This is a genomic window from Pseudonocardia kujensis, assembly GCF_021283305.1.
GTDB classification, from domain to species: Bacteria; Actinomycetota; Actinomycetes; order Mycobacteriales; family Pseudonocardiaceae; genus Pseudonocardia; species Pseudonocardia kujensis.
Genome location: NZ_JAJSOK010000045.1, coordinates 1 through 24,851, shown reverse-complemented (window position 1 = coordinate 24,851; position 24,851 = coordinate 1). Strand labels below are relative to the sequence as shown.

Here is a 24,851-nt window from a genome sequence, read left to right as displayed (position 1 = left end):
CGTCACACACGGGCCGCAGGCCCCGGGAAGTGCGACGGCGGAGCCGAAGGACCCCGGTCGAGCCCGCGATTCGTCACCGCACGCGATTCCTGCACGACCACGCGTGACGGAATCGCGCATTCGTTCCCGGCCGTACCCCGTTCTGGCCTTATGGTGCCGCTGATCATCGCGGCAGGATCGGCGGAATGGACGCACAGGACATCCGCCGGGCATTCCTCGACATGCTCGCCCAGGACGGCCACGCCATCGTGACGCGCGCACCGATCGTCCTGCGCGACGACCCCACGACCCTGTTCACCGGGTCGGGGATGCAGCCGCTGCTGCCGTATCTGCTGGGGGCCGAGCACCCGCAGGGCGCCCGGCTCGCCGACGTCCAGCCGTGCCTGCGCGCCCAGGACATGGACGAGGTCGGCGACAACCGGCACACCACGTTCTTCGAGATGCTCGGGAACTGGAGCCTGGGCGACTACGACAAGGCGGAGCAGATCCCGCGGGTGTTCCGCTTCCTGGTCGACGTCGTCGGCCTCGACCCGAACCGGCTCTACGTGACGTGTTTCCTCGGCGATCCCGAGCACGGGATCCCGCGCGACGAGGAGAGCGCCGAGATCTGGGAGCGGCTGTTCGCCGAGCGCGGGATCGAGAGCCGCCGCATCGACCTCGGCACCGAGGAGTACGGCAACGAGCACGGCAACCAGGGCGCGCGGATCGCGTTCTACGGCCACAAGAACTGGTGGAGCCGCTTCGGCGGGCCGGACGAGATGCCGGTGGGCGACCCGGGTGGTCCCGACACCGAGGTCTTCTACTACTTCCCGCAGGTGGAGCACGACACGCGGTACGGCCGGTACCCGCACCAGAACTCCGACGGCGGCCAGTTCATGGAGATCGGCAACTCGGTCTTCATGACCTTCCGCAAGACCGAGACCGGTGTCGCCGAGCTCCCGAAGCACAACGTCGACTTCGGCGGCGGCCTGGAGCGCATCGCGGCGGCGTCGCTCGACGACCCCGACGTCTACCGGGTCAGCCTGTTGTGGCCGATCGTCGAGAAGATCCAGCAGATCTCCGGGAAGGCGTACGACGGCGGTGCCCCGGAGGTCGTCCACGCCATGCGGGTGGTCGCCGACCACCTCCGCGGCGCCGCGTTCCTCGCCGCCGACGGGGTCAAGCCCGGGAACAGCAAGCAGGGCTACGTGATGCGCCGGCTGGTCCGCCGGGCGCTGCGCTTCGGCCTGGACCTCGAGCTCACCGAGGGCGTGGCCGCCGAGCTGGTCCCGATCGTCGGCAAGCTGTTCGTCGACGTCTACCCCGAGGTGGCCGAGCAGGAGGAGCGGATCGTCGCGGTGCTGCAGAAGGAGGAGCGGCAGTTCGCCCGCACCCTGCGCAAGGGGCTGTCGATGCTGCGCCGGCTCAACCGCCAGGGCGAGGTCGTGACGGGGGAGCACCTGTTCGAGCTGCACGACACCTTCGGCATGCCCCTCGAGCTGAGCCTCGAGGAGGCGGAGCGCAAGGGCTACCCGCTGGCCGCGGACTGGCGCCCGGTGTTCGACGGCCTGATGGCGGCCCAGCGGGACCGTTCGCGCGCGGCCGTCTGACCGGCGCCGGCGCGCGACCGGGCCCTCGACGCGACGAGGGGCCGATCGCGCGTGGCGATCGGCCCCCGGCCGGACGTTGGTGGAGGACACAGGAATTGAACCTGACAGGGCGCCCCAAGTGCGCATCCCCCGTGCGGAAGGGAAGCTAGCGCGTCCTTTCCGTCGCCACAAGGCCCCGCTCCCGTGGATCATCAGGATCGACGAGGAATCGACCTTCCTCAGCGCCGCGCAGGCTCCTTGCCGCCCCCGGAGAAACCGGCCGCGAGCAGCTGCCGAGGCGTCGCGTCCGGAAGATACGCACGCGTGAGCGCGATTCCGATACGGGGGAGATCCGCCTCGTCACGGAATGCGAGGTGCACCGGTTCGTAGCGGGGGGAGAACTTCGCCTTGAACGCGTGCAGGGAACGGAAACCGTAGAACGGTTCGAGCGCACCGCCGAGCTTGTCGAGCAGTCGGTCGGTGCGGTCGAGCTCGGCCTCGTCGTCGCCGCGGGCCAGCGGGGCGCCGGACAGCGAGATGAACTCGTAGCCCTCCTGGCTGAAGGTGAGGCAGGCCGAGGCGATCATGAACTCCATCGCCGAGCGGAACCCGTCCGTCCGCCGCCGCATGACGTCGAGGGTCCAGCCGCGGATCCGGCCGCCCTCCGCGTGGACGGGCAGCCAGGACGTGACGCCGTGGATGCTGCCGCCGGCGTCGATCGCCAGCCCGACCTTCACCGCCGGGTCCAGCGCCTCGTCCACGCCACCGAGGGTGAAACCCATCTCCGGCAGCCCCTTGTCGCCCACCCACTCCTCGGAGATCGCCCGGACCTGGGCGAGGACGGCGAACGACTCCTCGGCGAGCGTGACCACCCGGAACTCGATGCCCTCGCGCTTCGCCTTGTTCAGCGCGGTGCGGATGTCCTGCCACTTCTTGCCCTTGAAGGCGATGCCGGGCAGGTCGAGGAGGGTGTCCTCGGCGATCTGCACGGTCCGCCAGCCCGCCGCCCGGGCGGCTTCGGCGGCCGTGTCGGTGACCGAGAACAGGCACGGCGTGAGCCCGCCGCGCTCGGCGTCCTCGGTGAACTCGGTGACCGCCGCGGCGATGGTGCCCTGCGGTGCCACCGGGTCGGCGAGGGCGAGGGCGATCCCCGCGTGTCGCTGGTAGGCGACGTAGCCGCGGCCGTCGCGCAGGAAGTAGTAGCGCATCTCCGGCCACAGCGTCATCCAGGACATCGTCGACCCGCCCACCGCGGTGAGCAGCGTCCGGGCGCGCAGGAGCGCGTCGGCCTCGTCGGCGGCGACCCCGCCCGGCACCCGCCGTCGGATCGGGACCCGGAAGGCCCGCCGGTTGAACAGCAGCACGACCAGCACGGCGACCCACAGCACCCCGGTGCCGAGGGTGATCGCCTCGTCGGTCACCACCCCGCCCACCAGCAGGATGACCACGGCGGCCACGGCGACCAGCGCGTTCAGCCCACCGAGGACGACGGTGACCCACCACGCCCACCGCTTGCCCAGCCGCAGGGCGTTGGCGACGATCCCGACGATCACGATGTCGATCAGCACGTCGAGCAGCGAGGTGGTCTCGCCGGCCGTCTCGCCGAAGGGCCCGCGGCCCGGGAACAGCAGTACCACGAGCTCGGTCAGCGCGATCGCGACGAGCCCGGCGAAGGCCAGCAGCCGCGTCTCCCGCCGGGTCCGCGGCCCGAAGCCGGGCTCCACGCCGAACAGCCGCTGGCCCACCACGAACCCCGTCGTGACGGCGACGAGGTGGGCGACGTCGGAGAGCGTGCCCTCGAACAGGAACGCCACCAGGACCCAGAAGCCGAGCAGCGCCCGGATCCGCAGCCGCCAGGGCGAACGGAGTGCGGCCGTGGTGACTGCGAGGACGGTGAGCGCGCCGGTGGTGAACCCGGCGTCCCGCACGGTGGCCAGGTGCACCGCCCACGGCCACGACGTGTGCGCCAGGGCCCAGATCAGCAGCGACGCCACCAGCACGCCGCCGATCTCGCCGGCGAGCGCGGCGACCGCCACGACCCGCGTCCCCATCCGGATCTCGCACGCGCCCACGACGATCGCGAAGAGCAACAGCCCGCTGACGTACTGGCCGGGCGTGATCGCGAAGAACCAGCCGGTGAACAGGGTCCAGACCCGGCCCTCCTGCAGCGCGGGCACGCCGTAGGCGACCTGCGGGAACCAGCCCTCCTGCCAGAGCGGGCGCCAGATCGTGCGCCCCACCAGCCCGACGAGCAGGGTCACCGCGACCACGCCGATCGTGAACGGTGTCCGGCGCCACGCCTGGGGGAGGGCCGCGGTCAGCCGGGAGGCCCAGACCTCGAAGGGCGCCGTCCGGCCGGCGGCCGCGGGCAGCGGGGCCGACGCCGGCGGCGCGGCCGCAGCCGTGACGGGCGCGGTCGGCGGCGGGCCGGAAGCCTTCGCGGGCTTCCCGACGGCGGGCTTCCCGACTGCGGGCTTCTCGACGGGCGGCGCCGCGGCCGTCGGGACCGGCTCGGCCGTCGGCGGGACGTCCGGCGCGCTCACCTCGCCGCCGCCGTCAGCCCGAGTCTCGGGCCCAGGAAGTCCAGTGCCGGTGGGAGCGACGCGTGCGGAACTCCCCACGAGTGCCCCTGCCCCGGTACGACCTGCGTCCGCACCGTCATCCCGGCCCGCTGCGCGGCCGTCGAGACCTCGGTCTGCCATGCCCCCACCTCCTGCTCGTCCCCACCGCAGGCGAAGTAGCCCCACACCTCCGGGTACTTCCGCTCCGCGAGCAGGGTCAGCGGCGTGAGCGCGTCGAACGCCGCGGTGTCGCCGTGGAACGCGACCTGGATCGTCTGCGTCCGGTCGGCGCTGATCGCGGGCTCGCGCTCGCCCGCCATGTCGACGAAGTTCGGGTACAGGTCCGGGTGCCGGGTGGCCATCTGGATCGCGCAGGTGCCGCCGAAGGACCAGCCGCCGAAGGCCCAGTGCGCGTGGTTCGCGTCGATCCCCAGGTTGGCCTCGATCCAGCGCGGCACGTCGACCGACAGGTAGGTGTCGGCCTTCGCGATGTCCGAGTCCATGCACATGGTGTTGTTCCCGTCCGCCCCGTTCGGGTCGACGACGACGGTCACCGGCGCGAGCCCACCATGCCGCTGCGCGACCTCGTCCATCAAGGCCTGCAGCGTGCCGCCCACGACCCAGTCCTCGGGGCCACCCGGCTGGCCCGCGACGAGGACGAGCACGGGCAGCAGCGGCGCGTTCGGGGAGTTGTAGGCCGCGGGGAGGTAGAGCTGGGCGTCCCGGCCGGTGAACCCGCTGACGGTCCCGGGGATCGTCGAGGTCTCGATGCTCGACGCGCCGGTGGCCGGACCCCTCCAGCGGGTGGCGACCGGGGTGGTCATGGAGCGGGAGGGGGCGCCGTGCCCGCCGGTGAAGGACCGTTCGTCGCCGCCACCGGCCAGGGCGGCGAGCGTGGGGTACTGCTCGAAGTAGACGTTGACCTGCGACGCGGCGGCCACCACGACGAGCAGACCGCACAGGAGCGCGAGGACCTTCCGGCCGGGGCGGGTGCCGAACAGCGACCCGAGGGCGAGCACCACGCCCCCGAGCCCGATCGCGATCCAGATCAGCACCTGCCGGGGGAGTGGCTCGGGGACGAGGTCCAGCGCCCCGACGACCAGCAGGTTCAGCCCGGCGAACACCAGGGCGGCGACCAGGACCGCCAGGACGGCCGTGGCGACCGCGCCCCGGCCCCACCGCGTGAGCAGCCCGAACACGGCGAGACCGCCCACCGCCAGCAGCACGATCGGCAGCCACCCGTCGACGAGCGAGAGACCGTCCACCTCGCTCCTCCCACCGCCCCGACGACCACCCGTGATCGTCCCGGTGATCGTTGTCCCGTTCGTCACCACTCGCCGGGCCGTTACGGTCCAGCGTGGACCGGGCACCGTCCGGGGTCGGAATTCACCCGCCCGGGTGTGCACGAGGGTCGGCGGGATCGGCCATCCGACCTGCGCGAACCGGGTGCAGCGGGTCCGGCGCACCGAGCCTGCGTGGGGCCCGGGGCCGTTTCGCTGCGGGGCCACCGGGTATCGCCGACCGCGACCGTGTCTGTCCGTCGACAGGGCCCGCCCCGCGGCGCCCGGAACGGAGGAACCCGTGCGACTCGACTGGCTGCGCGACGTCTGCGCGGCGCCCGGCCCCTTCGCGACCGTCGTCCTCGACGTCACCCACGACACCGAGGACGCGGCGCGCCAGGAGGAGCTCCGCCGCCGCGGCGTCCGCGAGGAGCTCTCGGGGCAGGGTGCGCCGGAGTCCGTCGTCGAGGCCGTCGACGGCGCGCTGGCGTCCGCCCCGACGCCCGACGGGACCGGCGGGCGCGTGCTCGTGGCGGCCGAGAAGGGCGTCCTCGTCGATGCCGAGCTGCCCGCGCCGCCACGCGCCGCCGTCACCGCCTGGTCGGCGCTGCCCGACCTGACCAGCGTCACGGAGGCCGTGCGCGAGGAGGTCCCGGTCGTCGTCGTGCGGATCGACGACAAGGGCGGCGAGGTGCTCGCCCCCGGGGACGCCGAGCCGGAGGAGGTCCGTGGCCGCGACCACCCGGTGCACAAGGTCCGGGGCGGTGGCCTGTCGACCCTGAACATGCAGGAGCGGGTGGAGGAGACCTGGCGGGAGAACACCGCCGAGGTCGCCGCGCGGGTCGACGCCCGGGTGCGGGCCAGCGCCGCGCGGGCCCTCGTGGTCCTCGGCGACTCGCGGGCCCGGTCCCGGCTGGTCGACGCGCTGCCGGAGCGCTCGGCGCGGATCGTCGCCGAGGTCGAGCACACCGGGGGTGCCTCGCCCGACGCGCTGCCGGACACCGTCGCCGCGGCGGTCGAGGACGTCCTCGACGCCGAGCGCCGCGCGGCCTGGAACCACTACCGGCAGCTGGCCGGGCGGCCCGACGGGCAGGCCGTGACCGGGCTGGCCGACGTCGTCGCGGCGGTGCGGGCCGCGGCCGTCGACACCCTGTTCCTCGACCCGGCGACGCTGACCGACGCCGATGTGTGGGCCGGGTCCGAGCCGACGCACCTCGGTGTGCAGCGCGAGGAGCTCGAGGCGCTCAACGCCGGCGAGCCCCACCGGGTGCCCGCGGTGCCGGCGGTCATCCGGGCCCTGGCGTGCCAGGACGGGCAGCTGGTGCGGCTCGACGACCCGGCCGTCGTCCTCGGCAGGGACCGGCTCGACGACGCCCGGCGGGCCGAGGAGGAGGCGCGCGCCGCCGCGGACGCGACGGGGGAGGAGGCACCCGAGCCCGGCCTCCTCGCGCACGGTGAGCTGGCCGACGGCATCGGCGCCACCCTGCGCTTCCCGATCTGAGTCGACCCGGATCCACGGCGCATCCCGCGGGGGTGCGCCGTGGCTCCGTGGTGTGCGGGCTCAGGTCCCCGGCGGGACGTACGCCTGCTGCGAGGCCCCCGCCTTGTCCAGCACGTCGACCAGCTCGGCCGGGGTGATCAGCTCGCGGGTCTCGCACTGGCCGAGAGCGCCGGACGCCGTCACGGCGAGCGAGATCGCCGCCGCCGCACGGGAGTCGGGGGCATCGAAGATCACGATGCCGTCGTGGCTCCCGAACATGTAGTACAGCGACTCGAGCTGTGCCCCCTGGGCCTCGACCGCGGTCCGGACGGCGGCCGTGCGGTCGTTGGGCTTCATCACCATCCGGTTCCACGTCTCCGGGCTGTAGCTGAAGAAGAACGCGAACTTCGCCATCTCGACCTCCCGTGTCCCTGGGTGGCTCGGTCCTGCGGAATCCCCCAGCGTGCTCCCGTCGGTCGTCGGTTGTCGCTGCGTAGAGGTACGTACGCGTCAGGTGGGCGGCGCGGCGGGGTGGGGCGGACCCGCGCCGGGGCGTCGGGCGATCGGGGGACACCGGGATCAGCCGGTACGTCCACCACCGGCCCGACGGGACGGCGGCCCGACCGGGAGCAGGGTCGGGGCGTCGGAGCACACCACTCCCGACGCCCCGCCGGACCCAGGAGGACCGCCATGAGCACCAGGATCACGATCACCGCCGACCCGGAGGGCCCCGAGCACGCCCGCCGCGGCGACGGGAGCCCGGCCGTCCGCCCGGTCCCGGCCGGGAACGACCCGGTCCCGGCACGGGGCACCCGGCCCAGCAGCTGGGCCCTCGCCCTGGGCGGGATGGACTGCTACGGCTACGGCCTCGGCTACGACTATTGGACCGCCCTCCACGCCGCGACGGGTGGTGACGACGACCGCCGGTACCGGGAGGAGACCGGCCCCGGCACCGGACGGGCCGTCGCCCTCCTGATCGGCGGCCTCGTCGCCGCCGCGGCGGTCACGCTCGGGCTGATCATCGGGCTCGGCGGGCACACCGCCTCCACGACGCCCACGGACGCCGCAGCGGCGGCGGTCGCCGCCGCCCACACCGTCCCCGCCGCCCACACCGTGCCGGCCGGTCACACGGGCGGACCGGTCGCCGCGGGTCCGGCCGCGCACCCGGTCGTCCCGCCCGCACCGCCGTCGACCCCGATGTGACCGGCGTCGGCCTCTCCTGCCCCGTCCGTCTCGGCTCAGCCGGAGCGCCGCGCCTCGAGGCGCTCGCGCTGCGGCCGGACCGTGTACTCGGGGTCGCGGGCCGAGGCCATGCCGGCCTCGAACACGCCGTAGCGGGTCGCGGCGGAGGCCGCGTTGAGCAGCAGGCCCGACACCGCGCCCAGCGCCCGGCCGCGCCGGCCCCGCAGGAACCCGGAGGCGAGCGCGCCCAGCGCGCCGGCGACCGTCCCCGCCCGGGCCGCCCTGAGCACCGTGCCGGCCCGGCCGGTCCGGTACGCCTTGGCGGCGAAGCCGATCCGGCGCTCCAGGACAGCGGTGGCCGCGAGCTCGAGTGCGGCCCCGGCGACCGCGACGCGGCGTGCGGGCGTGACGTCGCCCGGCGCGAGCAGCCCCGCCCCGCCGCCCGACGCCAGCGCGCTCCCCGCGAACACGAACGGCAGCTCCCGGAACCCCTCGTGCCAGGCGGGGACGGCGGTGTCGGCGACCAGCACCGCGGTGTAGGTCGTCAGGGCCGGGCCCAGCGCCCCGGCCGCCAGCCCGGACGCACGCGCCAGCCGTGGCGTGACGCCGAGGACCTCGGCGGCCGCGGTCGCCCCGGACAGCGCTCCGAACGGCGCGAGGATCCACGAGCCGACCGACAGCGGCGAGGTCACCTTCAGCACGCGCAGCATGTGCAGGAACCGCGTGGGCCGGCCCAGGTCGTGGACCAGGAACCCGACGCTCGCGGTCGCGCCGCCGGCCGCCGCGATCCGGCCGAGCCGGCGCAGGCCGGGCCGCCCGGTCAGGTCGGCGAGCGCGGCCAGCGGGGCGGACACCCCGGCCAGCCCGCCGAGGTAGAGGTAGGCGGGGACGTCCGGCACCTTCCACACCGGCGGCTTGATGATCGGGCGGCCGTAGTACGAGGTGAACTCGGCCTCCGGCACCATCAGCCGCTCGCCGCGCCCCTTCCCCCGCCCCCCTCCGTGCCGCCGCCGGGGGGCCCCCGTCGCGGTGCGGTGCTCCGGCGCGCTCACCGCCGGCCGCCCAGGAACGCGGCCGCCACGGCCCCCGCCACGGCCAGCGCGGCGCCCGCGGCGTGCCGCCACATCGACGGCAGGTCCCGGGTGGTGACGACGGGGTCCGGCGGCAGCCCGTAGACCTCGGGCTCGTCGAGCAGCAGGAAGAAGGCCCCGTCGCCGCCGACCCCGTCGTCGGGGTCCCGGCCGTAGAGCCGGGCCTCGCCGACGCCGCGGTCGTGCAGCTCGGCGAGCCGGGCGTCGGCCCGCTCGCGCAGCTCGTCGAGCGGCCCGAACCGGATGGACTCGGTGGGGCAGGCGGTGGCGCAGGCCGGGGCGAGCCCGGCGCCCAGGCGGTCCTGGCACATCGTGCACTTGAACGCCCGCCCGTCGCCCTGGCGCTGGTCGATCACCCCGTACGGGCAGGCGGGGATGCAGTACCCGCACCCGTTGCAGATGTCCTCCTGCACCAGCACGGTGCCGTGCTCGGTGCGGATCAGCGAGCCGGTGGGGCAGACGTCCAGGCAGGCGGCGTGCGCGCAGTGCTTGCAGACGTCGGAGGACATCAGCCAGCGGACCTCGGTCGCGTCCTCGCGGTCCGCCCCGGGCTGCACCGCACCCGGCAGGTCCGTCGACGGCATGCCGAGGTCGACCGGCGCCGAGTCCCGGGCCGGCACCCGCTGCTCGACGAACGCGACGTGCCGGTACGTGCTCGCGCCGAGCCCGCCCGTGTTGTCGTAGCTCATCCCGGTCAGCCCCAGGACGTCGCCGGCGGCCCCGTGGTCGCCCACGCCGTCGGCCGGCAGCGCGTTCCACTCCTTGCAGGCGACCTCGCAGGCCTTGCAGCCGATGCAGACGCTGGTGTCGGTGAAGAAGCCGACGCGCGGCGGGTGCCCGGCGGCGTACCCGGCGTCGGCGGCCGGGTCCGCGAGGGGGCCGGACAGGGAGTTCACCGGGTTCACCGTTGCTCCTCCTCCAGGCCGGCCTGCCGCCGGCGGTCGGCCAGGTACGTGACCAGCTCGGGGCCGCGCGGGCGCCGGCCGGGGCGGATGTCGCAGGTCGCGGCCTTCGTCTCCATGATGTGCACGTTGGGGTCCAGGGAAACGCCGAGGAGCTCGTTGGCCGCGTCGCCGGTGGACAGCCCGTTCGGGCCCCAGTGCCAGGGCACGCCGATCTGGTGGATCACCCTGTCCCCGTGCCGCAACGGCTTGGCCCGTTCCGTCACCAGCACCCGGCCCTCGATCGCCGACCGCGCGGTGACGACGTGTGCCCAGCCGCCGTGCGTGAGCCCGCGCTCGGCGGCGAGCTCGGGGGAGACCTCGAGGAACATCTCCGGCTGCAGCTCGTTGAGGTGCGGCGTCCACCGGCTCATGCCGCCCGCGGTGTGGTGCTCGGTCACCCGGAACGTCGTGAAGACGTACGGGTAGACCGCGGCCCCCGGCGTCCCGGGCTCCGGGTGGTACGGGTTGTCGGCGCGCTCGAACCGCTGCCGGGCCGGGTTGGCGCGCTGCCCGTAGAGGGCGTTGCCGACGGGCGACTCCTCCGGCTCGTAGTGCGTCGGCATCGGGCCGTCGGCGAGCCCGGCCGGCGCGTGCAGCCAGGCCCGGCCGTCGGACTGCATGACGAAGGGCTCGGCGCCGCCGATGGCCTTCGCCGCGCGCGCGTCGCGCGGCGGCACGTAGTCCGGTGGGACGTCGACCGGGAAGTCCGGCACGTCCGGCCCGGCCCACCGCTCGCCGTCCCACCAGGTGAGCTTCTTGCGCTCGCTCCACGGCCGCCCGTCGGGGTCCGCCGAGGCGCGGTTGTAGAGGACCCGCCGGTTCATCGGCCAGGCCCAGCCCCATTCGGGCGCGAGGAGGTCCTGCTCCGCGCCGGGCCTGCGCCGGGCCGACTGGTTGACCTCGTCGGCGTACACGCCGCAGTAGATCCAGCAGCCCGAGCTGGTGGACCCGTCGGCCTTCAGCGCGGTGTAGCCCGGCAGGGCCTTCCCTTCCCCGTCGACGCCGTTGATCTCCCGCAGCACCGCGTCGGCGCTCGGCTCACCCGTCCCGTCGACCGGGTAGTCCCAGGTCAGGTCCTGCAGCGGACGGTCCCGCGGGTCGTCGGACCCGGCGACGCGCGCCTTCAGCCGCCGGCCGAGCTCGTAGTAGAACCACAGGTCGCTGCGGCAGTCGCCCGGGGGCTCGGCCGCCTTGTGGTGCCACTGCAGCAGGCGCTGGGTGTTGGTGAAGGTGCCGTCCTTCTCGGTGTGGGCGGCGGCCGGCAGGAAGAAGATCTCGGTGCCGATGTCCTCGGTCCGCATCTCCCCGGTCGCGATCTCCGGCCCGTTCTTCCAGAAGGTGGCCGTCTCGATCATGTTGAGGTCGCGGACGACGAGCCACTCCAGCTGTGCGAGCCCGTGCCGCTGCATCCGGGCGTTCGCGGTGCCGACGGCCGGGTTCTCGCCGATCACGAAGTAGCCGGGGACCTTCCCCTCGGCCTGGTCCATCACCGTCCGGAACGACGAGTGGTCGCCGGTCAGCCGGGGGAGGTGGTCGAAGCAGAAGTCGTTCTCCGGGGTGGCGGCGTCGCCGAACCAGGCCTTGAGCAGGCTCACCACGTAGGCGTCCAGGTCGCCCCAGAAACCCTTGGTGCCGCCGTTGGCCTCGATGAAGGTCGCGAGGTCCTGGTCGCGGTGCGCGTGCGGCATCGGGATGTAGCCGGGAAGCAGGTCGAACAGGGTCGGGATGTCCGTGGAGCCCTGGATGCTGGCGTGCCCGCGCAGCGCGAGGATCCCCCCGCCCGGCCGGCCGATGTTGCCCAGCAGGGCCTGCAGCACCGAGGCCGCCCGGATGTACTGCACGCCCACGGTGTGGTGCGTCCAGCCCACGGCGTAGGCGAAGGCGCTGGTGCGCTCGCGGCCGGAGTTCTCGACGAGGGCGTCGGCGACCCGGCGGAAGGTCTCGACCGGGATGCCGCAGATCTCGTGCACCTTCTCCGGCGTGTAGCGGGCGTAGTGCCGGCGCAGCACCTGCAGCACGCACCGGGGGTCCTGCATGGTGTCGTCGCGGTCGGGATCGGTCGCGATCGGCGCCCCGCCGGAGCCGGGCATCTGGCCGCGTTCGGCCTCGTGGACGTCGAGGTCCCGGTCGCCCGCCGAGGACGTCGCCGTCATGCCCGCGTACTGCCAGGTCTCGGTGTCGTAGCTGCCGGTCTCCGGGTCGAACCCGGAGAACAGCCCGTCGAGGTCCTCGGTGTCGGCGAAGTCCTCGCGCAGCAGCATCGGCCCGTTGGTGTAGGCGCGGACGTACTCCTCGAAGTACGCGCCGGTCTCCAGCACGTGGTGGATCAGGCCGCCGAGGAAGGCGATGTCCGTGCCCGCCCTGATCGGCACGTGCAGGTCCGCCACCGCCGAGGTGCGGGTGAACCGCGGGTCGACGTGGATGACGGTCGCGCCGCGCCGCTTCGCCTCCATGACCCACTGGAAACCCACCGGGTGGGCCTCGGCCATGTTCGAGCCCTGGATGACGATGCAGTCCGAGTTCGCCAGGTCCTGCTGGTAGTTCGTCGCGCCGCCGCGACCGAAGGAGGTCCCCAGACCGGGAACCGTGGAGGAGTGTCAAATACGGGCCTGGTTCTCGATCTGCACCGCGCCCAGCGCGGTGTAGAGCTTCTTCATGAGGTAGTTCTCCTCGTTGTCGAGGGTCGCTCCTCCGAGGCTCGCGATGCCCGTGGTGCGGCGCAGGTGCCGGCCTTCGTCGTCCGTCTCCTGCCAGGTCCGCCGGCGGGTGGTGAGGACGCGGTCGACGATCATGTCGAGGGCGGTGTCGAGGTCCAGGTCCTCCCACTCCGTGCCGTGCGGGCGTCGGTACCGGACCGTCGTCACCCGCTCGGGCGCCGTGACCAGCGACAGCGTCGACGAGCCCTTGGGGCACAGGCGCCCGCGGCTGATCGGCGAGTCGGGGTCGCCCTCGACCTGGACGACCCGGCCGCCCCGGGTGAAGACCCGCTGGCCGCAGCCGACGGCGCAGAAGGGGCAGATCGACTGCGTGACGCGGTCGGCGTCCTGGGTGCGGGCTCGCAGGGACTCCGTCCGGTCCGACCGCGACGCGGTGCCGCGGCCGAGCTTGTCCGGGCCCGTCAGCTGCCGGTAGACCGGCCAGCCCTCGATCCACGTGCGCACTCCCACGCCTTGATGGTGCCCGATCTTGCGTGCTCCCAACCGCGCGGACGTGTGAGGACACCCACGAGGGGTGTGCGCGCGGTGTGGCCGGGCATCCCCGCGGGGACCGCCCGGGACGCCCGGGCGAGGACGGCTCCGTGAAACGACTCCAGGAACCGGGGAGGAAGCCATGGCGGACCTCGACGATCCGGCCCGTGTGCAGGGACTGACGGTGCGCGACCGGGACGGCGCCGACCTCGGCTCCGTCGACGCGGTCTACGTCGACGACGAGACACAGAGGCCGGAGTGGGTCGTGCCGACCGGCGGCCTGGCGGGGTCGCGCCGCGCCGCCCTGCCCCTGGCGGGCGGCATGATCGAGGACGGCGAGCTGCACCTGCCGTACGACGCCGAGCAGCTGCGCACGGCGCCCGAGGTGCCCGAGGGGAAGCTGAGCCGCGAGACCGAGGCCGCGCTGTTCGACCACTACGGCGTGCCGCACGGCGGCCCGACCGAGACCGCGCAGACCGACGACCCCCGCCCCCGGCCCTCCGGCCGGCACGGCGCCGGCCGCCACGAGCGGGTCGAGGACGACCGCGCCGAGCGCGACCACGTGGCCGCGGGCGCGGACGGGTTCGACGACCCCGCCGCCCCCGACACCGGCTCCGACAACGGGACAGGTGAGGCCTCCGGCGGGGACGCCGTGCCGGGCGTCCGGTCGGGCTGAGCGATCGGGCCGAGCGGTCGGCTCGAGCGCGGCCGTGCGGGCGTGCGGGCCGTTGCGCCGCACCGCTCGCCGACCAGCGTTGGCGTGCCGGGCCCGACGTCCGTACGGTCCGAGGAGCAGGACCGGTGTGGCCCGTCGTCCGGACCGCACGACGCGAACGAGGGGAGCCACGGTGCGCGTCGAGATCGTCTGCGACCGGTGCAGCCCGCTGGCCGAACCCGGTCGGCCGGGCCACGGCGGCCTGAGCGAGCACCTCGCCGGGCTCGGTGCGGACCTGGCCGCGGCCGGCCACGAGGTGACCGTCCTCGTCCGCCGGGACTCGCCCGCCCAGGAACCCGCCGTGCGGACGGCGGAGCGGCTGGAGGTCCGGCACGTCGACGCCGGCCCGGCCGCGCCCCTGCCCGAGGACCGGCTGGTCACGCAGGTGCCGGTGCTCGCCGAGGAGCTGGAGCGCCGGTGGCGGGCGCAGCCGCCGGACGTGGTGCACGCCCATTCCTGGACCGCCGGGCTGGCGGCCGCGGCGGCCGCCCGCGAGCTGGGCCTGCCCTTCGTCGTGACCCTGCCCGGGGTCGGTGCGCGGCCGGTCGACCCGTCCGTCGACAGCCGGGGCCGCGCCTCGGCCGAGCACGTGCTCGTGTCCCGCGCCGACCGGGTCCTCGCGAGCGGCGAGGACGACGTGTTCGCGCTGGTCCGGCTCGGTGCCCGCCGCTCCGCGATCCGGGTCGTCCCCTACGGCGTCGACACCGCGACCTTCCATCCCGACGGGCCGACGCTGCGCCGGGGCGAGCACCCGCGCCTGCTCGCCGTCGCCGGCCTCGACGCCGAGGCGGGCGTGCAGGACATCATCCGAGCGCTGCGCACGGTGCCCGAGGCCGAGCTGCTCGTCGCCGGCGGACCGCGTACGGACGACCCGGAGGTCGACCCTGCCCGGGACCGCGAGCTGGCCCGGCTGCACGCCGTGGCGCGGGAGGCCCACGTCGAGCGCCGCGTCCGCTTCCTCGGGGCCGTGCGCCGGGAGACGCTGCCGGCGCTGCTCCGCTCCGCCGACGCGCTCGTCCACGTCCCGCACCGGACCGGGTTCGGGATGGTCGCCCTCGAGGCCATGGCCTGCGGCCGCGCGGTGGTGGCGTCGGCCGTCGGCGCGCTCGCCGAGACCGTGGTCGACCAGGTCACCGGTGTCCTGGTGCCGCCCGGCCGGCCGGACGCGCTGGCCCACGCCCTGCGCGCGCTGCTGCGGGAGGGCGCGGTGCCGATGGCCTTCGGCATCGCGGGCCGCGACCGGGCGGTGTCGCGGTACGGCCGGGACCGGCTGACCGCCGCCGTGGAGCAGGTGTACCGGGAGGCCGCCGAGGCCCGCGGAACCGCCCTCGGAACCACCCTCGGATCCGCAGAGCCCGGCGCGTCGCTCGACGGCACCGGCTGAGGGCCCGACCGCCGGGAGCGCCGGCCCGCACCCGGGCCGGCCCTCCGGTCAGGCGCTCTCGGCCCGGTCGGTCAGCAGGTGCGCCAGGCCGGTCAGCTCCAGCACCGGGCGCGCGACGCTGCCCGGAGGCGCCACCACGCGCAGGTCGGTGTCCGCGTCGAGCTGGTGCAGCAGCCGCACCCCGGCGCTGGCGAACAGCGTGGTGGCGGACAGGTCGAGGACGCACGGTTCGCCGCCCGCGGCGGCGTCGAGCAGCGCGGCCCGCAGGGTGGGCACGGCCGGCAGGTCCACGTCCCCGCGCACGTGCAGCACGCCGGGGCCCTCCCCGGGCTGGACGCTGAACATCTCGGGCACGGCCGTCGGCCCGGGCCGTGGGGCGTCGCCGACCGCGACCGGCCTGCCGACCGCCAGGATTGCGCTGACCGTCGTGCCGTCCGGGCCGGGGTCCACGACCACGGCATCGCAGAGGTCGCGGACGACCGTGAGCCCGAAGCCCGGGCCGTCGTCGTCGCTCTCGTCCCCGTCCGTCCCCGGGGCCTGCCAGGCGCCGTCGTCGGCGACCGTGAGGCACAGTCCGGCGCCGGTCAGCTCGGCGCCGACCCGGATCTCGCCGGTGGCGCCCTCGGGGTAGGCGTGCTCGATCGCGTTCGCCGCCAGCTCGGACACGACCATCGGAGCCGCGACCACGGTCCGGGGCGCCACGCCTGCCGCCTCCAGCCAGCGGGTGACGGTCTCGCGCAGCGGGCTCAGGGCGAACGGGTCGACCGGCAGCACCAGCCGCAGCGGCTCGACGGGGGCGAGCGGCCGGTACGCGGCCAGCACGGCGACGCCGCCCCGGGGCGCCCGCGCGGCCACCCGGGCACAGAGCGCGGCCGGATCGTCGGGCGGGGTGTCCGGGTCGAGCCGCAGACCCTGGGCGCCCCGCCCGGAGCGGGTCCGCCCGCGGCCCTCGACGAGGTCGTCGGAGTACAGCAGGAGCGTCTCGCCGCGGGCCAGCCGCGCGCGCTCGGGCACCGGGGGCGCGGCGCCGACGCCCAGCGGCCCGTAGGCCTGGCCGGGCAGCGGCACGAGCCCGCCCGGCCCACGCACCAGCGCCGGCGGGTGGGCGCCGCGGGCGTGCTCGACCTCTCCGTCCGGTCCCACGACGACGACGGTCAGCGATGCGCCGTGCAGGGCGTCGTCGACGCTCGCGGCGCGGTCGACCTGCTCGAGGGCCTCGGCGAGCGACGGTGCGGTGTGCAGTGCCTGACGGAGCACGGTGCGCAGGCCGGTGACGGCGCCGGGCCGCGGCGCGGGCCCCACGAGGTCGCCGACGGCCAGGGCGAGCCGCCCGTCCGGCAGCGGCACGACGTCGAGCCAGTCGCCGGCGGGGGCGGCGCCGTCGGCCGAGGGGACCGTGGCGGGGCCGGGCGGCGCGGCGGGCACCCACAGCGCCGCCAGCCGGAGGTCGGGGAGCAGCGGCAGCGCGGCGGGCAGGTGCGCAGGGGGAGCGCCGCAGGCCGGGGCGGGGTCGCGCGCGGGTCCGGAGTCGGCGTTCACGTCGCTCCTCTCCGGCCGCCTGCGCGCGGCGGCGACCTGCCCGGCGAGGCCGGACACGGGCGAGGATAGAGGCCGGGCACGGGCGGTGCGCGGCACGGCGGCGCCCCCGTCGTCGATCGTCTCCGCGGTCGTCCGGTCAGTCGTCGAGGTCCGGGGCGATGGCGAGGATGCGGCGGTGTTCGGCGAGCCGGTCCAGGGCCGCCGCCACCGCCTGCGCCTCGGCGGTGCCGGCGACGCCGAGCTCGGCCTCGAACCGGTTCCGCCGGGTGCGCGGGTCGCCGCGGTCGGCCGCGGCCCACCGCAGGAACCGCTCCACGACCCGCACCTGTCTGCGGCGCAGGGCCTCGTGCGGCTCGCGGCTCGCCAACCAGGCGACGAACGGGCCGAGCACGGCCGGCACGTCGGTCGGGGCCGGGGGAGGGGGCGCGGGGCGCCCGGCCGCCTCGGCGTGGCCGGGGCGGGTCGGGGCGTGACGGACGATCATCGGTGGCTCCCTCACGGTGGTCGGGCCGGACGTGCTGTGTCGCGCGTCATACCCCGGTCAGCGCACGTCATGCGCCCGCAAGGAGCTCGACCTGCGGCGGGAGGTGGGCGCTTGTACGGTCGAGGGGCGACCGACGCACGATCGACGCCGCCGGCGCGCAGTTCCCCGCGCCGCTCGACGAGGTACAGCCAGCTGCCTCTGACGTCCCCCGACGTGGAGGAGGCCCTCTCATGACCGCCCCGATACCGGTTCCCGAGCCGGTCCCGCAAACCCGCCGCACGACCGGACGAACGGCCCCGGTGCAGGGCCCCAGCGAGTACGCCGACCAGATGCCGGTGCTGGAGCGCTTCGCCGCCCTGCCGGCCGACCATCCCGACCGCGACCGCCTGCGCTCCGACCTGGTCATGGCCTTCCTGCCGGTGGTTCGCCACCTCGCCCGGCGACACGGCTCCGGCTACCGCGCCGGCATGGAGGACCTGGTCCAGGTGGGCACGATCGGGCTGATGTCGGCGATCGACCGGTGGGACCCCGACCGGGCCGGCGGCGACTTCCTCGGCTACCTCATCCCCTGCGTGCGCGGCGAGATGCTGCGTTACTTCCGCGACCGCACCTGGTCGATGCGGGTGCCGCGGCGGCTCAAGGAGCTCAGCGTCGCCATCGGCAAGGCCTCGGGCCCGCTCGCACACGAGCTCGGGCGCGCGCCGAAGCCCAGCGAGCTGGCCCGGCACCTGGGCGTGGACCGCGAGGAGATCGTCGAGGCGCTGGCGGCCAAGGCGAACCAGCACGCCGGCTCGCTCACCGCCGTCGACGACGCCGACGACCAGCCGGTCGCCGACACGCTCGGCGAGGTCGACAAGGCACTCGAGCACGTCGAGTACCGCGAGTCGCTGCGCCCGCTGATCGACGCGCTGCCCGAGCGCGAGCGGCTGATCCTCACCCTGCGGTTCTTCGGCGAGATGACCCAGACCCAGATCGCCCAGCGGGTCGGCATCTCCCAGATGCACGTGTCGCGCCTGCTCGCGCGCACCCTCGTGCAGCTGCGCGAGGGTCTCGACGGCGAGACCGAACGGGCCGGCACACCCGCATGACGGGTCCGGCGCGCACGGTCGTGGTCGTCGGGGCGTCCGGGACCGTCGGCTCCGGGCTGCTCGACGCCCTGGCGGCGCGCCCCGAGGTGACGGTGCGCGCCGTCTGCCGGCACCCGCCCGCAGACACCGCGGAGTCCGGACGGCTCGCCTGGCACCCGCTCGACCTGCTGGCGGACGACGCTGCCGACCGGCTCGCCGCCATCCTGCGCGGCGCCGACGCCGTCGTGCACCTGGCGTGGGCCATCCAGCCGGTCGGCGACGCGTCGACCCCGCGCAGCATCGACCTCGAGGGCACCGCCACGGTGCTCGACGCGGCCGGCCGCGCGGGCGTCGGGCACGTGGTCTTCCTGTCCTCGCAGGCCGTGTACGGCCCGCACCCGCCCGGCGAGCCGGACCGCCCGGTCGACGAGTCCTGGCCGGTCCGCGCCCACCGCGGCTCCCGCTACAGCCGGGACAAGGTCGCCGCGGAGACGATGCTGGACGACTTCGCGCGCGACCACCCCGCGGTCGCGGTGACCCGGGTCCGGGCCGCACTGGTGGTCCGGTCGGACGCGGCCGGCCGGATGCGGCGGCTCTTCCTCGGTCCGGCCGTGCCCACGGTGCTGCTGCGTGCCCTGCGCGCCGGGCGCCTCCCGGTGCTGCCGCTGCCGGCGGGGCTCGTCCTGCAGCTGGTGCACGCCGACGACCTGGGCCGGGCGGTGGCCGCCGTCCTGGACCGGCGCACGGCCGGGGCGGTCAACGTCGCCGCCGACGCGCTGGGGTCCCGGCAGCTCGCCGCCGTCGCCGGCGCCCGGCCGCTGCCGGTTCCCCGTCTGCTGGTCCGGGCCGCGCTCGGCCTGCTGAACCGGCTGCACGTCCTCGGCGCGACCACGGGCTGGTTCGACCTGGCCGTCGACACCCCGGTGATGGACACGGGCCGGGCCCGCCGCGAGCTGGGCTGGTCGCCCGCGGTGGACACGGCCCACGCCGCCCGGATCCTGCTCGACGCGCTCGCCGACACGGACCCGGACGGCCGGTCGCGGCCGGTCAGCGCCCCGGCAGCACCCGGTCGAGGGTGACGGGCAGGTCTCGCAGCCGCACCCCGGTCGCGTGCCAGGCGGCGTTGGCCACCGCCGCGGCCGTCCCGACGATGCCGATCTCGCCGACCCCCTTGGAGCCCATGGCGTTGACGTACGGGTCGTCCTCGTCGATCCAGTGCGCCTGCAGGTCGTCCACGTCGGCGTTGGCCGGCACGTGGTACTCGGCCAGGTCGTGGTTGACGACGTGCCCGGTCCGCGGGTCGAGCAGGCTCTGCTCGTGCAGGGCCATACCCAGCCCCATGGTCATCGCGCCGAGGAACTGCGAGCGGGCCAGCCTCGGGTTGACGATGCGACCCGCCGCGAACACCCCGTACAACCGGGGCACGCGGACCTCGCCGGTGTCGGTGTGCACCCGTACCTCGGCGAACTGCGCGCCGAAGGCGGACATCACGTACTCCTCCTCGGCCGGGTTCGGCTTCACCGACCCGGACGCCGCGTCGCCGTCCTGCGGGGCGTCGCCGTACTTGTCCCGGAACTCCCGCACCGCCTCGACCAGCGCCGAGCCCCACGTGGTGGTGCCCGACGAGCCGCCGGCGACCGAGGCCTCGGGGTGGTCGGTGTCGCCGATCAGCACGTCGACGTCCTCGACCGGGGCACCGAGTGCGTCCGCGGCGATCTGCGGCAGCACGGTCCACGCGCCGGTGCCGAGGTCCGCGGCGCCGATCCGCGCGACGTACCGGCCGCCGTCGTAGGTCACCGTGGCCGTCGACTTGGGCATCCGCATCGTCGGGTAGACCGACGCCGCCACGCCGGTGCCGACCCACCAGCCGTCCTCGAGGCGCACGCCGGGGCGGTGGTCCCGCCCGGCCCAGCCGAAGCGCTCCGCGCCCTCGCGCAGGCACGCCACGAGGTTGCGCGAGGAGAACGGCTTGCCGGTCTCCGGGGCGACCTCGGGCTCGTTGCGGATCCGCAGCTCGACCGGGTCGAGGCCCAGCGCGGTCGCGAGCTCGTCCATCGCGACCTCGGGCCCGAACATGCCGGGACACTCGCCCGGCGCCCGCATCCACGACGGGACCGGGACGTCGAGCGCCGCCAGCCGGTGCGTGGTGCGGCGGTTCGGCGCGGCGTACATGTTCCGGGTCGGCACGCCCGTCTGCTCGGCGAACTCCTTGATCCGCGAGGTCTGCTCGACGACGTCGATCGCGATGCCGCGCAGGCGCCCGTCCCGCTCGGCGGCGAGCTGCATCCGCTGGATGGTGGGGGTGCGGTAGCCGGCGAGCGAGAACATCTGCTGGCGGGTGAGGGCGAGCCGGACCGGCCGGCCGGGCACCGCGCGGGCCGCCAGCGCCGCCATGACCACGTTGGCGTGCGGGGTGCCCTTCGACCCGAAGCCGCCGCCGACGAACGGGCAGATCACCCGCACCTGCTCGGGTTCCAGGCCGAAGATCTGCGTGACGGTCTGCCGGACGGGGTGCACCCCTTGGGTGGAGTCCCACAGCGTGAGGTGCCCGCCGTCGCCCTCCCGCGGCTCCCACAGCGCCGTGGTGGCGTGCGGCTCCATGGGGTTGTTGTGGTGCATCGGCGTCGTGTACGTCCGGTCGAGCGTCACCGGCGCCTCGGCCATCGCCGCCGCCATGTCGCCCTCGGCCGTGTCGGGCGGGTAGGTCGGGTTGACCGACTCCGGTGTGTAGAGGTCGTCGCGGTCGGCGGACAGCCGGGCGTCGTGCTCCTCCTCGGCGTAGGTCACCCGGACCAGGTCGGCGGCCTCGCGGGCCACCTCGTCGGTCCCCGCCAGCACCGCGGCCACGATCTGCCCGCGGAAGCCGATCCCGGTGCCCTGCAGCACGGCGAGCTCGGCGTCGTCGGTGGAGGCGAGGCGTTCGGCGTCGGCGGTGGTCAGCACCGCGACGACGCCGTCGAGCGCGGAGGCGTCGGCCGTGTCGACCTCCGTGACGCGGCCGCGGGCGACGGTGGCCTGCACGATCCGGCAGAACAGCGGGTCGGCGACCGGGGTCTCGTCGGCGTAGACGGCGGTGCCGCGGACCTTCGCCCCGCCGTCCCGACGCGCGAGGTCGCGCCCGATGGCCCTCGGTTCCAGGGTGGTGGTCATGCCCGGGTCTCCTCTCCGGCCAGCGCGCGCAGGGTGCTCACCAGCGTCCCGGTGAGCAGCGGGATCTTGAACGCGTTGCCCCCGTCGAAGCCCTCCTGCGGGCGGGCGTCGGCGAGCTCGGCCGCGGCGGCGGCCCGGTAGGACTCGTCGGTGGCCGGGGCGCCGCGCAGCGCCTCCTCGGCCCGGTGGGCGCGCCAGGGCTTGTGCGCCACCCCGCCGAGGGCGATCCGGGCGTCGCGGATCTCCCCGCCGGCCACGTCGAGGCAGGCGGCCACCGACACCAGGGCGAAGGCGTACGACGCCCGGTCGCGCACCTTGCGGTACCGGGAGCGGGTGGCGATCGGGAGGTCCGGCACGTCGATCGCGGTGATCAGCTCGCCGTGCTCGAGCACGGTGTCGCGCTCCGGGGTGTCGCCGGGGAGCGTGTGCAGCTCGGTGAAGGGGATCTCGCGCTCGCCGTCGGGCCCCAGCACCTGCACCCGCGCGTCGAGCGCGGCCAGCGCGACCGCCATGTCCGACGGGTGCGTGGCGATGCAGTGCTCGGACGCGCCGAGAACGGCGTGGTTGCGGGTGGCCCCGCCGAGGGCGGCGCAGCCCGAGCCCGGCGCGCGCTTGTTGCACGGGGTGGTGACGTCCTGGAAGTACACGCACCGGGTGCGCTGCAACGGGTTCCCGCCGGTGGTGGCCATGTTGCGCAGCTGCCCGGAGGCGCCGGCGAGGAGCGCCTCGGCCAGGACCGGGTAGCGGGCGCGGACCCGGCGGTCGGCCGCGAGGTCGGAGTTGCGCACGGCCGCCCCGATCCGCAGGCCGCCGTCGGACAGGTCGTCGATCTCGGCGGAGGTCAGCGCCGTGACGTCGACGAGCAGGCCGGGCGCGGCCACGCCGAGCCGCAGGTGGTCGACGAGGTTGGTGCCGCCGGCGAGGAAGGTGGCGTCGGGCCGCTCGGCCACGGCGAGCACCGCCTCGCGCGCGTCGGGCGGGGTGGCGTAGGCGAAGGGCCTCATCGGCGTGCCCCGTCCTCGACGCCGGCGACCTCGGCCACGGCCGCCCGGATGCCCTTGTAGGCGCCGCAGCGGCAGAGGTTGCCGCTCATCCGCTCCGCGATCTCCCGGTCGAGGGCCCGGGCGTCGCCCAGGTCCGGCCCCGCGACCACGTCGGCGGTGGCGGCGCTGGGCCAGCCGCGCTCCAGCTCGTCGAGCACGCCGACGGCCGAGCACACCTGCCCGGGCGTGCAGTAGCCGCACTGGAAGGCGTCGTGGTCCACGAACGCGCGGTGCACGGGGTGGGCCTCGTCGGGGCCCGGCGCGAGACCGGCCGACGTGGTCACCTCGGCCCCGTCGTGGGCCACGGCGAGTGCGAGGCAGCCGAGGATGCGGCGGCCGCCGACGAGCACGGTGCAGGCACCGCACTGGCCGTGGTCGCACCCCTTCTTCGGGCTGGTGGCCCCGAGCCGTTGCCGCAGCGCGTCGAGCAGGGAGGTCCGGGTGTCGACGCGGAGGTGGTGGGTGGCGCCGTCGACCCGCAGGGTCAGTTCGGTCTCCATGCCCAGGGTCTTCCCCGTACTCCGCGGTCCATCCCGGTGGCTGCATGATCCGGCGCGGGTGCGGTACCCGTCGGGGCATGGCCATCGCGACTATCGACCCCAGCACCGGTGAACAGCGGAGGACCTTCGACGCGCTCACCCCCGAGCAGCTCGACGCGAAGATCATGGCGTCGGCGCACGCGTTCCGGCACTGGCGGGACGTGCCGACGGAGCGCCGGTCCGCCCTGTTCCGGGACCTGGCCGCCCTGCTCGACGGGGACGCCGAGGAACTCGGGCGCCTCGCGACGCTCGAGGTCGGCAAGACCTACGCCTCGGCCGTCGCCGAGGTGCACAAGTGCGCGAAGGGATGCCGCTACTACGCGGACAACGCCGAGTCGATGCTCGCCGACGTGCCGCACGCGGTGGAGGGGGCCCGGGTACTCACCCGGTTCGAGCCGCTCGGGCCCGTGCTGGCGGTGATGCCCTGGAACTTCCCGTACTGGCAGGTGTTCCGGTTCGCCGCCCCCGCGCTGATGGCGGGCAACACCGGGCTGCTGAAGCACGCGTCGAACGTGCCGCAGTGTGCCCTGGCGATCGAGGACGTGTTCCTGCGCGCAGGGTTCCCGGAGAACGTGTTCCAGACCCTGCTGGTCGGCTCGTCGGAGATCGAGAAGGTCGTCGCCGACGACCGGGTCCGCGGCGTGACCCTGACCGGCAGCGAGCCGGCGGGCCGCGCGGTGGCCGCCGCGGCCGGCCAGCAGATCAAGACCAGCGTGCTCGAGCTGGGCGGCAGCGACCCGTTCGTCGTCATGCCCTCGGCCGACCTCGACACCGCCGTCCGCAACGCCGTGACGTCGCGGACGCTGAACAACGGCCAGTCCTGCATCAACGCCAAGCGCTTCATCGTCCACACCGACATCGCCGACGAGTTCACCCGCCGGCTGGGCGAGGCGATGGCCGCACTGACGGTCGGCGACCCGATGGACGAGAACACCGACGTCGGGCCGCTGTCGTCGGGCGACGCGGTGAAGACGCTCGACCAGCAGGTCCGCGACACGGTCGCCGCGGGTGCCACGCTCGTCACGGGCGGGGAGCCGGGCAGCGGGCCGGGCTTCTACTACCCGCCGACGGTGCTGGCCGACATCCCCGACGGCTCGCCCGCCCACCGGGAGGAGCTGTTCGGGCCCGTCGCGAGCGTCTGGCGCGCGCAGGACCTCGACGACGCCATCCGGATCGCCAACGACTCACCCTTCGGCCTCGGCGGCAGCGCCTGGACGAACGACGAGACCGAGCAGGAGCGGCTCGTCCGGGAGATCGAGACCGGGATGATCTACGTCAACCGGTTCACCGAGTCGACGCCCGAGGTGCCCTTCGGCGGCACCAAGAACTCCGGCTACGGCCGGGAGCTCGCCGAGTTCGGCCCGCGGACCTTCGTCAATGCCAAGACGGTGTGGATCGAGGGCCGCTGACGACCCGCACTGTTCAGCGTTATGGAACCATAATGCGCTCAGGAGCCGTGGAAATGCGCATTATGGAACCATAACGCGCTCAGGAGCCGTGGGAATGCGCATTGAGCCTTTCTCAGTAGGCCGTTGATCATGTTGTGCGGTCGTGTTCGTGGTGCAGGACGACGAGCGCAGCGGCGGTGATGGCGCCGATGCGGCGGGGGCAGAGGCTGACCCGGCGCAGGGCTTTG

At 75.0% G+C, this 24,851-nt stretch carries 19 protein-coding genes and 1 pseudogene; 8 read left to right on the top strand and 12 right to left on the bottom strand.

The genetic code is table 11. The features are described from left to right. Positions 1 to 185: 185 nt before the first annotated feature. A complete protein-coding gene (locus LWC35_RS26070) occupies positions 186 to 1,589 on the top strand; it encodes an alanine--tRNA ligase-related protein (protein ID WP_232872895.1) in 1,404 nt (467 codons plus the stop codon). A gap of 218 nt (positions 1,590 to 1,807) precedes the next feature. Here LWC35_RS26070 and LWC35_RS26065 read toward each other — a convergent pair whose 3' ends face one another. Together LWC35_RS26065 and LWC35_RS26060 are read right to left on the bottom strand one after the other, a co-directional pair. Next, positions 1,808 to 4,111 (bottom strand): phosphatidylglycerol lysyltransferase domain-containing protein, encoded by a 2,304-nt coding sequence (locus tag LWC35_RS26065; RefSeq protein ID WP_232872894.1) that lies wholly within the window; start codon positions 4,109 to 4,111, stop codon positions 1,808 to 1,810. Further along, on the bottom strand, positions 4,108 to 5,394 hold the full coding sequence (locus LWC35_RS26060) for an alpha/beta hydrolase (RefSeq protein ID WP_232872893.1): 1,287 nt from the start codon (positions 5,392 to 5,394) through the stop codon (positions 4,108 to 4,110). The genes LWC35_RS26065 and LWC35_RS26060 overlap by 4 nt, the downstream gene beginning before the upstream one ends. 316 nt (positions 5,395 to 5,710) lie before the next feature. Between LWC35_RS26060 and LWC35_RS40485 the strand changes: the two genes are divergently transcribed. Continuing rightward, a complete protein-coding gene (locus LWC35_RS40485; protein WP_232872892.1) occupies positions 5,711 to 6,910 on the top strand; it encodes a baeRF2 domain-containing protein in 1,200 nt (399 codons plus the stop codon). A gap of 60 nt (positions 6,911 to 6,970) precedes the next feature. Here the strand turns inward: LWC35_RS40485 and LWC35_RS26050 are convergent, their stop codons facing one another. Then, positions 6,971 to 7,303 (bottom strand): GYD domain-containing protein, encoded by a 333-nt coding sequence (locus LWC35_RS26050; protein ID WP_232872891.1) that lies wholly within the window; start codon positions 7,301 to 7,303, stop codon positions 6,971 to 6,973. Between the two features lie 276 nt (positions 7,304 to 7,579). On the opposite strand from LWC35_RS26050, the gene LWC35_RS26045 reads away from it, so the two are divergent. Then, positions 7,580 to 8,092: a hypothetical protein gene (locus LWC35_RS26045; protein WP_232872890.1), complete on the top strand. Its 513-nt coding sequence runs from the start codon at positions 7,580 to 7,582 to the stop codon at positions 8,090 to 8,092. Between the two features lie 35 nt (positions 8,093 to 8,127). Here the strand turns inward: LWC35_RS26045 and nrfD are convergent, their stop codons facing one another. The 3 genes from nrfD to fdh form a co-directional block, all read right to left on the bottom strand. Continuing rightward, on the bottom strand, positions 8,128 to 9,036 hold the full coding sequence (gene nrfD / locus LWC35_RS26040; protein ID WP_232872889.1) for an NrfD/PsrC family molybdoenzyme membrane anchor subunit: 909 nt from the start codon (positions 9,034 to 9,036) through the stop codon (positions 8,128 to 8,130). A gap of 83 nt (positions 9,037 to 9,119) precedes the next feature. Next, entirely contained in the window at positions 9,120 to 10,067 is a 948-nt protein-coding gene (locus LWC35_RS26035; RefSeq protein ID WP_232872888.1) for a 4Fe-4S dicluster domain-containing protein, read from the bottom strand. Then, a complete protein-coding gene (fdh, locus tag LWC35_RS26030; RefSeq protein ID WP_232872887.1) occupies positions 10,064 to 13,273 on the bottom strand; it encodes a formate dehydrogenase in 3,210 nt (1,069 codons plus the stop codon). The genes LWC35_RS26035 and fdh overlap by 4 nt, the downstream gene beginning before the upstream one ends. 163 nt (positions 13,274 to 13,436) lie before the next feature. Here fdh and LWC35_RS26025 point away from each other — a divergent pair, with 163 nt between their 5' ends. Both LWC35_RS26025 and LWC35_RS26020 read left to right on the top strand, forming a co-directional pair. Beyond that, positions 13,437 to 13,970 carry a PRC-barrel domain-containing protein gene (locus tag LWC35_RS26025; protein ID WP_232872886.1) on the top strand — a complete coding sequence of 178 codons (534 nt, stop codon included), beginning with the start codon at positions 13,437 to 13,439 and terminating at the stop codon, positions 13,968 to 13,970. A gap of 172 nt (positions 13,971 to 14,142) precedes the next feature. Further along, complete coding sequence (locus LWC35_RS26020) at positions 14,143 to 15,393, top strand: glycosyltransferase (protein WP_232872885.1); 1,251 nt, start codon at positions 14,143 to 14,145, stop codon at positions 15,391 to 15,393. Between the two features lie 48 nt (positions 15,394 to 15,441). On the opposite strand, the gene LWC35_RS26015 is transcribed toward LWC35_RS26020, so the two are convergent. Next, positions 15,442 to 16,989, bottom strand: a complete 1,548-nt coding sequence (locus tag LWC35_RS26015) for an ATP-binding protein (protein ID WP_232872884.1) — start codon at positions 16,987 to 16,989, stop codon at positions 15,442 to 15,444. A gap of 79 nt (positions 16,990 to 17,068) precedes the next feature. Then, positions 17,069 to 17,416 (bottom strand): hypothetical protein, encoded by a 348-nt coding sequence (locus LWC35_RS26010; RefSeq protein ID WP_232872883.1) that lies wholly within the window; start codon positions 17,414 to 17,416, stop codon positions 17,069 to 17,071. A gap of 230 nt (positions 17,417 to 17,646) precedes the next feature. Here LWC35_RS26010 and LWC35_RS26005 point away from each other — a divergent pair, with 230 nt between their 5' ends. Together LWC35_RS26005 and LWC35_RS26000 are read left to right on the top strand one after the other, a co-directional pair. Continuing rightward, on the top strand, positions 17,647 to 18,504 hold the full coding sequence (locus LWC35_RS26005) for a SigB/SigF/SigG family RNA polymerase sigma factor (RefSeq protein ID WP_232872882.1): 858 nt from the start codon (positions 17,647 to 17,649) through the stop codon (positions 18,502 to 18,504). Further along, entirely contained in the window at positions 18,501 to 19,562 is a 1,062-nt protein-coding gene (locus tag LWC35_RS26000) for an NAD-dependent epimerase/dehydratase family protein (RefSeq protein WP_232872881.1), read from the top strand. Before LWC35_RS26005 ends, LWC35_RS26000 begins: the two co-directional genes overlap by 4 nt. Here LWC35_RS26000 and LWC35_RS25995 read toward each other — a convergent pair. The 3 genes from LWC35_RS25995 to LWC35_RS25985 are packed head-to-tail and all read right to left on the bottom strand — an operon-like array spanning position 19,531 to position 23,176. Continuing rightward, positions 19,531 to 21,633, bottom strand: a complete 2,103-nt coding sequence (locus LWC35_RS25995; RefSeq protein WP_232872880.1) for a xanthine dehydrogenase family protein molybdopterin-binding subunit — start codon at positions 21,631 to 21,633, stop codon at positions 19,531 to 19,533. The genes LWC35_RS26000 and LWC35_RS25995 overlap by 32 nt on opposite strands. Beyond that, the gene (locus LWC35_RS25990; RefSeq protein WP_232872879.1) at positions 21,630 to 22,637 is read right to left on the bottom strand and encodes an FAD binding domain-containing protein; all 1,008 of its coding nucleotides are present in this window, start codon (positions 22,635 to 22,637) and stop codon (positions 21,630 to 21,632) included. Before LWC35_RS25990 ends, LWC35_RS25995 begins: the two co-directional genes overlap by 4 nt. Then, positions 22,634 to 23,176 (bottom strand): 2Fe-2S iron-sulfur cluster-binding protein, encoded by a 543-nt coding sequence (locus LWC35_RS25985; RefSeq protein ID WP_232872878.1) that lies wholly within the window; start codon positions 23,174 to 23,176, stop codon positions 22,634 to 22,636. The genes LWC35_RS25990 and LWC35_RS25985 overlap by 4 nt, the downstream gene beginning before the upstream one ends. Before the next feature lie 77 nt (positions 23,177 to 23,253). On the opposite strand from LWC35_RS25985, the gene LWC35_RS25980 reads away from it, so the two are divergent. Beyond that, positions 23,254 to 24,624, top strand: coding sequence for an NAD-dependent succinate-semialdehyde dehydrogenase (locus LWC35_RS25980; RefSeq protein WP_232872877.1), 1,371 nt, complete (start codon positions 23,254 to 23,256; stop codon positions 24,622 to 24,624). A 127-nt stretch (positions 24,625 to 24,751) separates the two neighbouring features. Here LWC35_RS25980 and LWC35_RS25975 read toward each other — a convergent pair. Further along, positions 24,752 to 24,851, bottom strand: a pseudogene (locus LWC35_RS25975) (IS5/IS1182 family transposase); the annotation flags it as partial.

What these genes read in the sequence shown, in the direction of transcription:
- LWC35_RS25980 (WP_232872877.1), top strand. Translation starts at nt 23,254, where the DNA reads ATGGCCATCGCGACTATCGACCCCAGCACCGGTGAACAGCGGAGGACC.
- LWC35_RS25995 (WP_232872880.1), bottom strand. Translation starts at nt 21,633, where the DNA reads ATGACCACCACCCTGGAACCGAGGGCCATCGGGCGCGACCTCGCGCGT.
- LWC35_RS26050 (WP_232872891.1), bottom strand. Translation starts at nt 7,303, where the DNA reads ATGGCGAAGTTCGCGTTCTTCTTCAGCTACAGCCCGGAGACGTGGAAC.
- LWC35_RS25985 (WP_232872878.1), bottom strand. Translation starts at nt 23,176, where the DNA reads ATGGAGACCGAACTGACCCTGCGGGTCGACGGCGCCACCCACCACCTC.
- LWC35_RS25990 (WP_232872879.1), bottom strand. Translation starts at nt 22,637, where the DNA reads ATGAGGCCCTTCGCCTACGCCACCCCGCCCGACGCGCGCGAGGCGGTG.
- nrfD (WP_232872889.1), bottom strand. Translation starts at nt 9,036, where the DNA reads ATGGTGCCGGAGGCCGAGTTCACCTCGTACTACGGCCGCCCGATCATC.
- LWC35_RS26070 (WP_232872895.1), top strand. Translation starts at nt 186, where the DNA reads ATGGACGCACAGGACATCCGCCGGGCATTCCTCGACATGCTCGCCCAG.
- LWC35_RS26025 (WP_232872886.1), top strand. Translation starts at nt 13,437, where the DNA reads ATGGCGGACCTCGACGATCCGGCCCGTGTGCAGGGACTGACGGTGCGC.
- LWC35_RS26000 (WP_232872881.1), top strand. Translation starts at nt 18,501, where the DNA reads ATGACGGGTCCGGCGCGCACGGTCGTGGTCGTCGGGGCGTCCGGGACC.
- LWC35_RS26045 (WP_232872890.1), top strand. Translation starts at nt 7,580, where the DNA reads ATGAGCACCAGGATCACGATCACCGCCGACCCGGAGGGCCCCGAGCAC.
- LWC35_RS26010 (WP_232872883.1), bottom strand. Translation starts at nt 17,416, where the DNA reads ATGATCGTCCGTCACGCCCCGACCCGCCCCGGCCACGCCGAGGCGGCC.
- LWC35_RS26005 (WP_232872882.1), top strand. Translation starts at nt 17,647, where the DNA reads ATGACCGCCCCGATACCGGTTCCCGAGCCGGTCCCGCAAACCCGCCGC.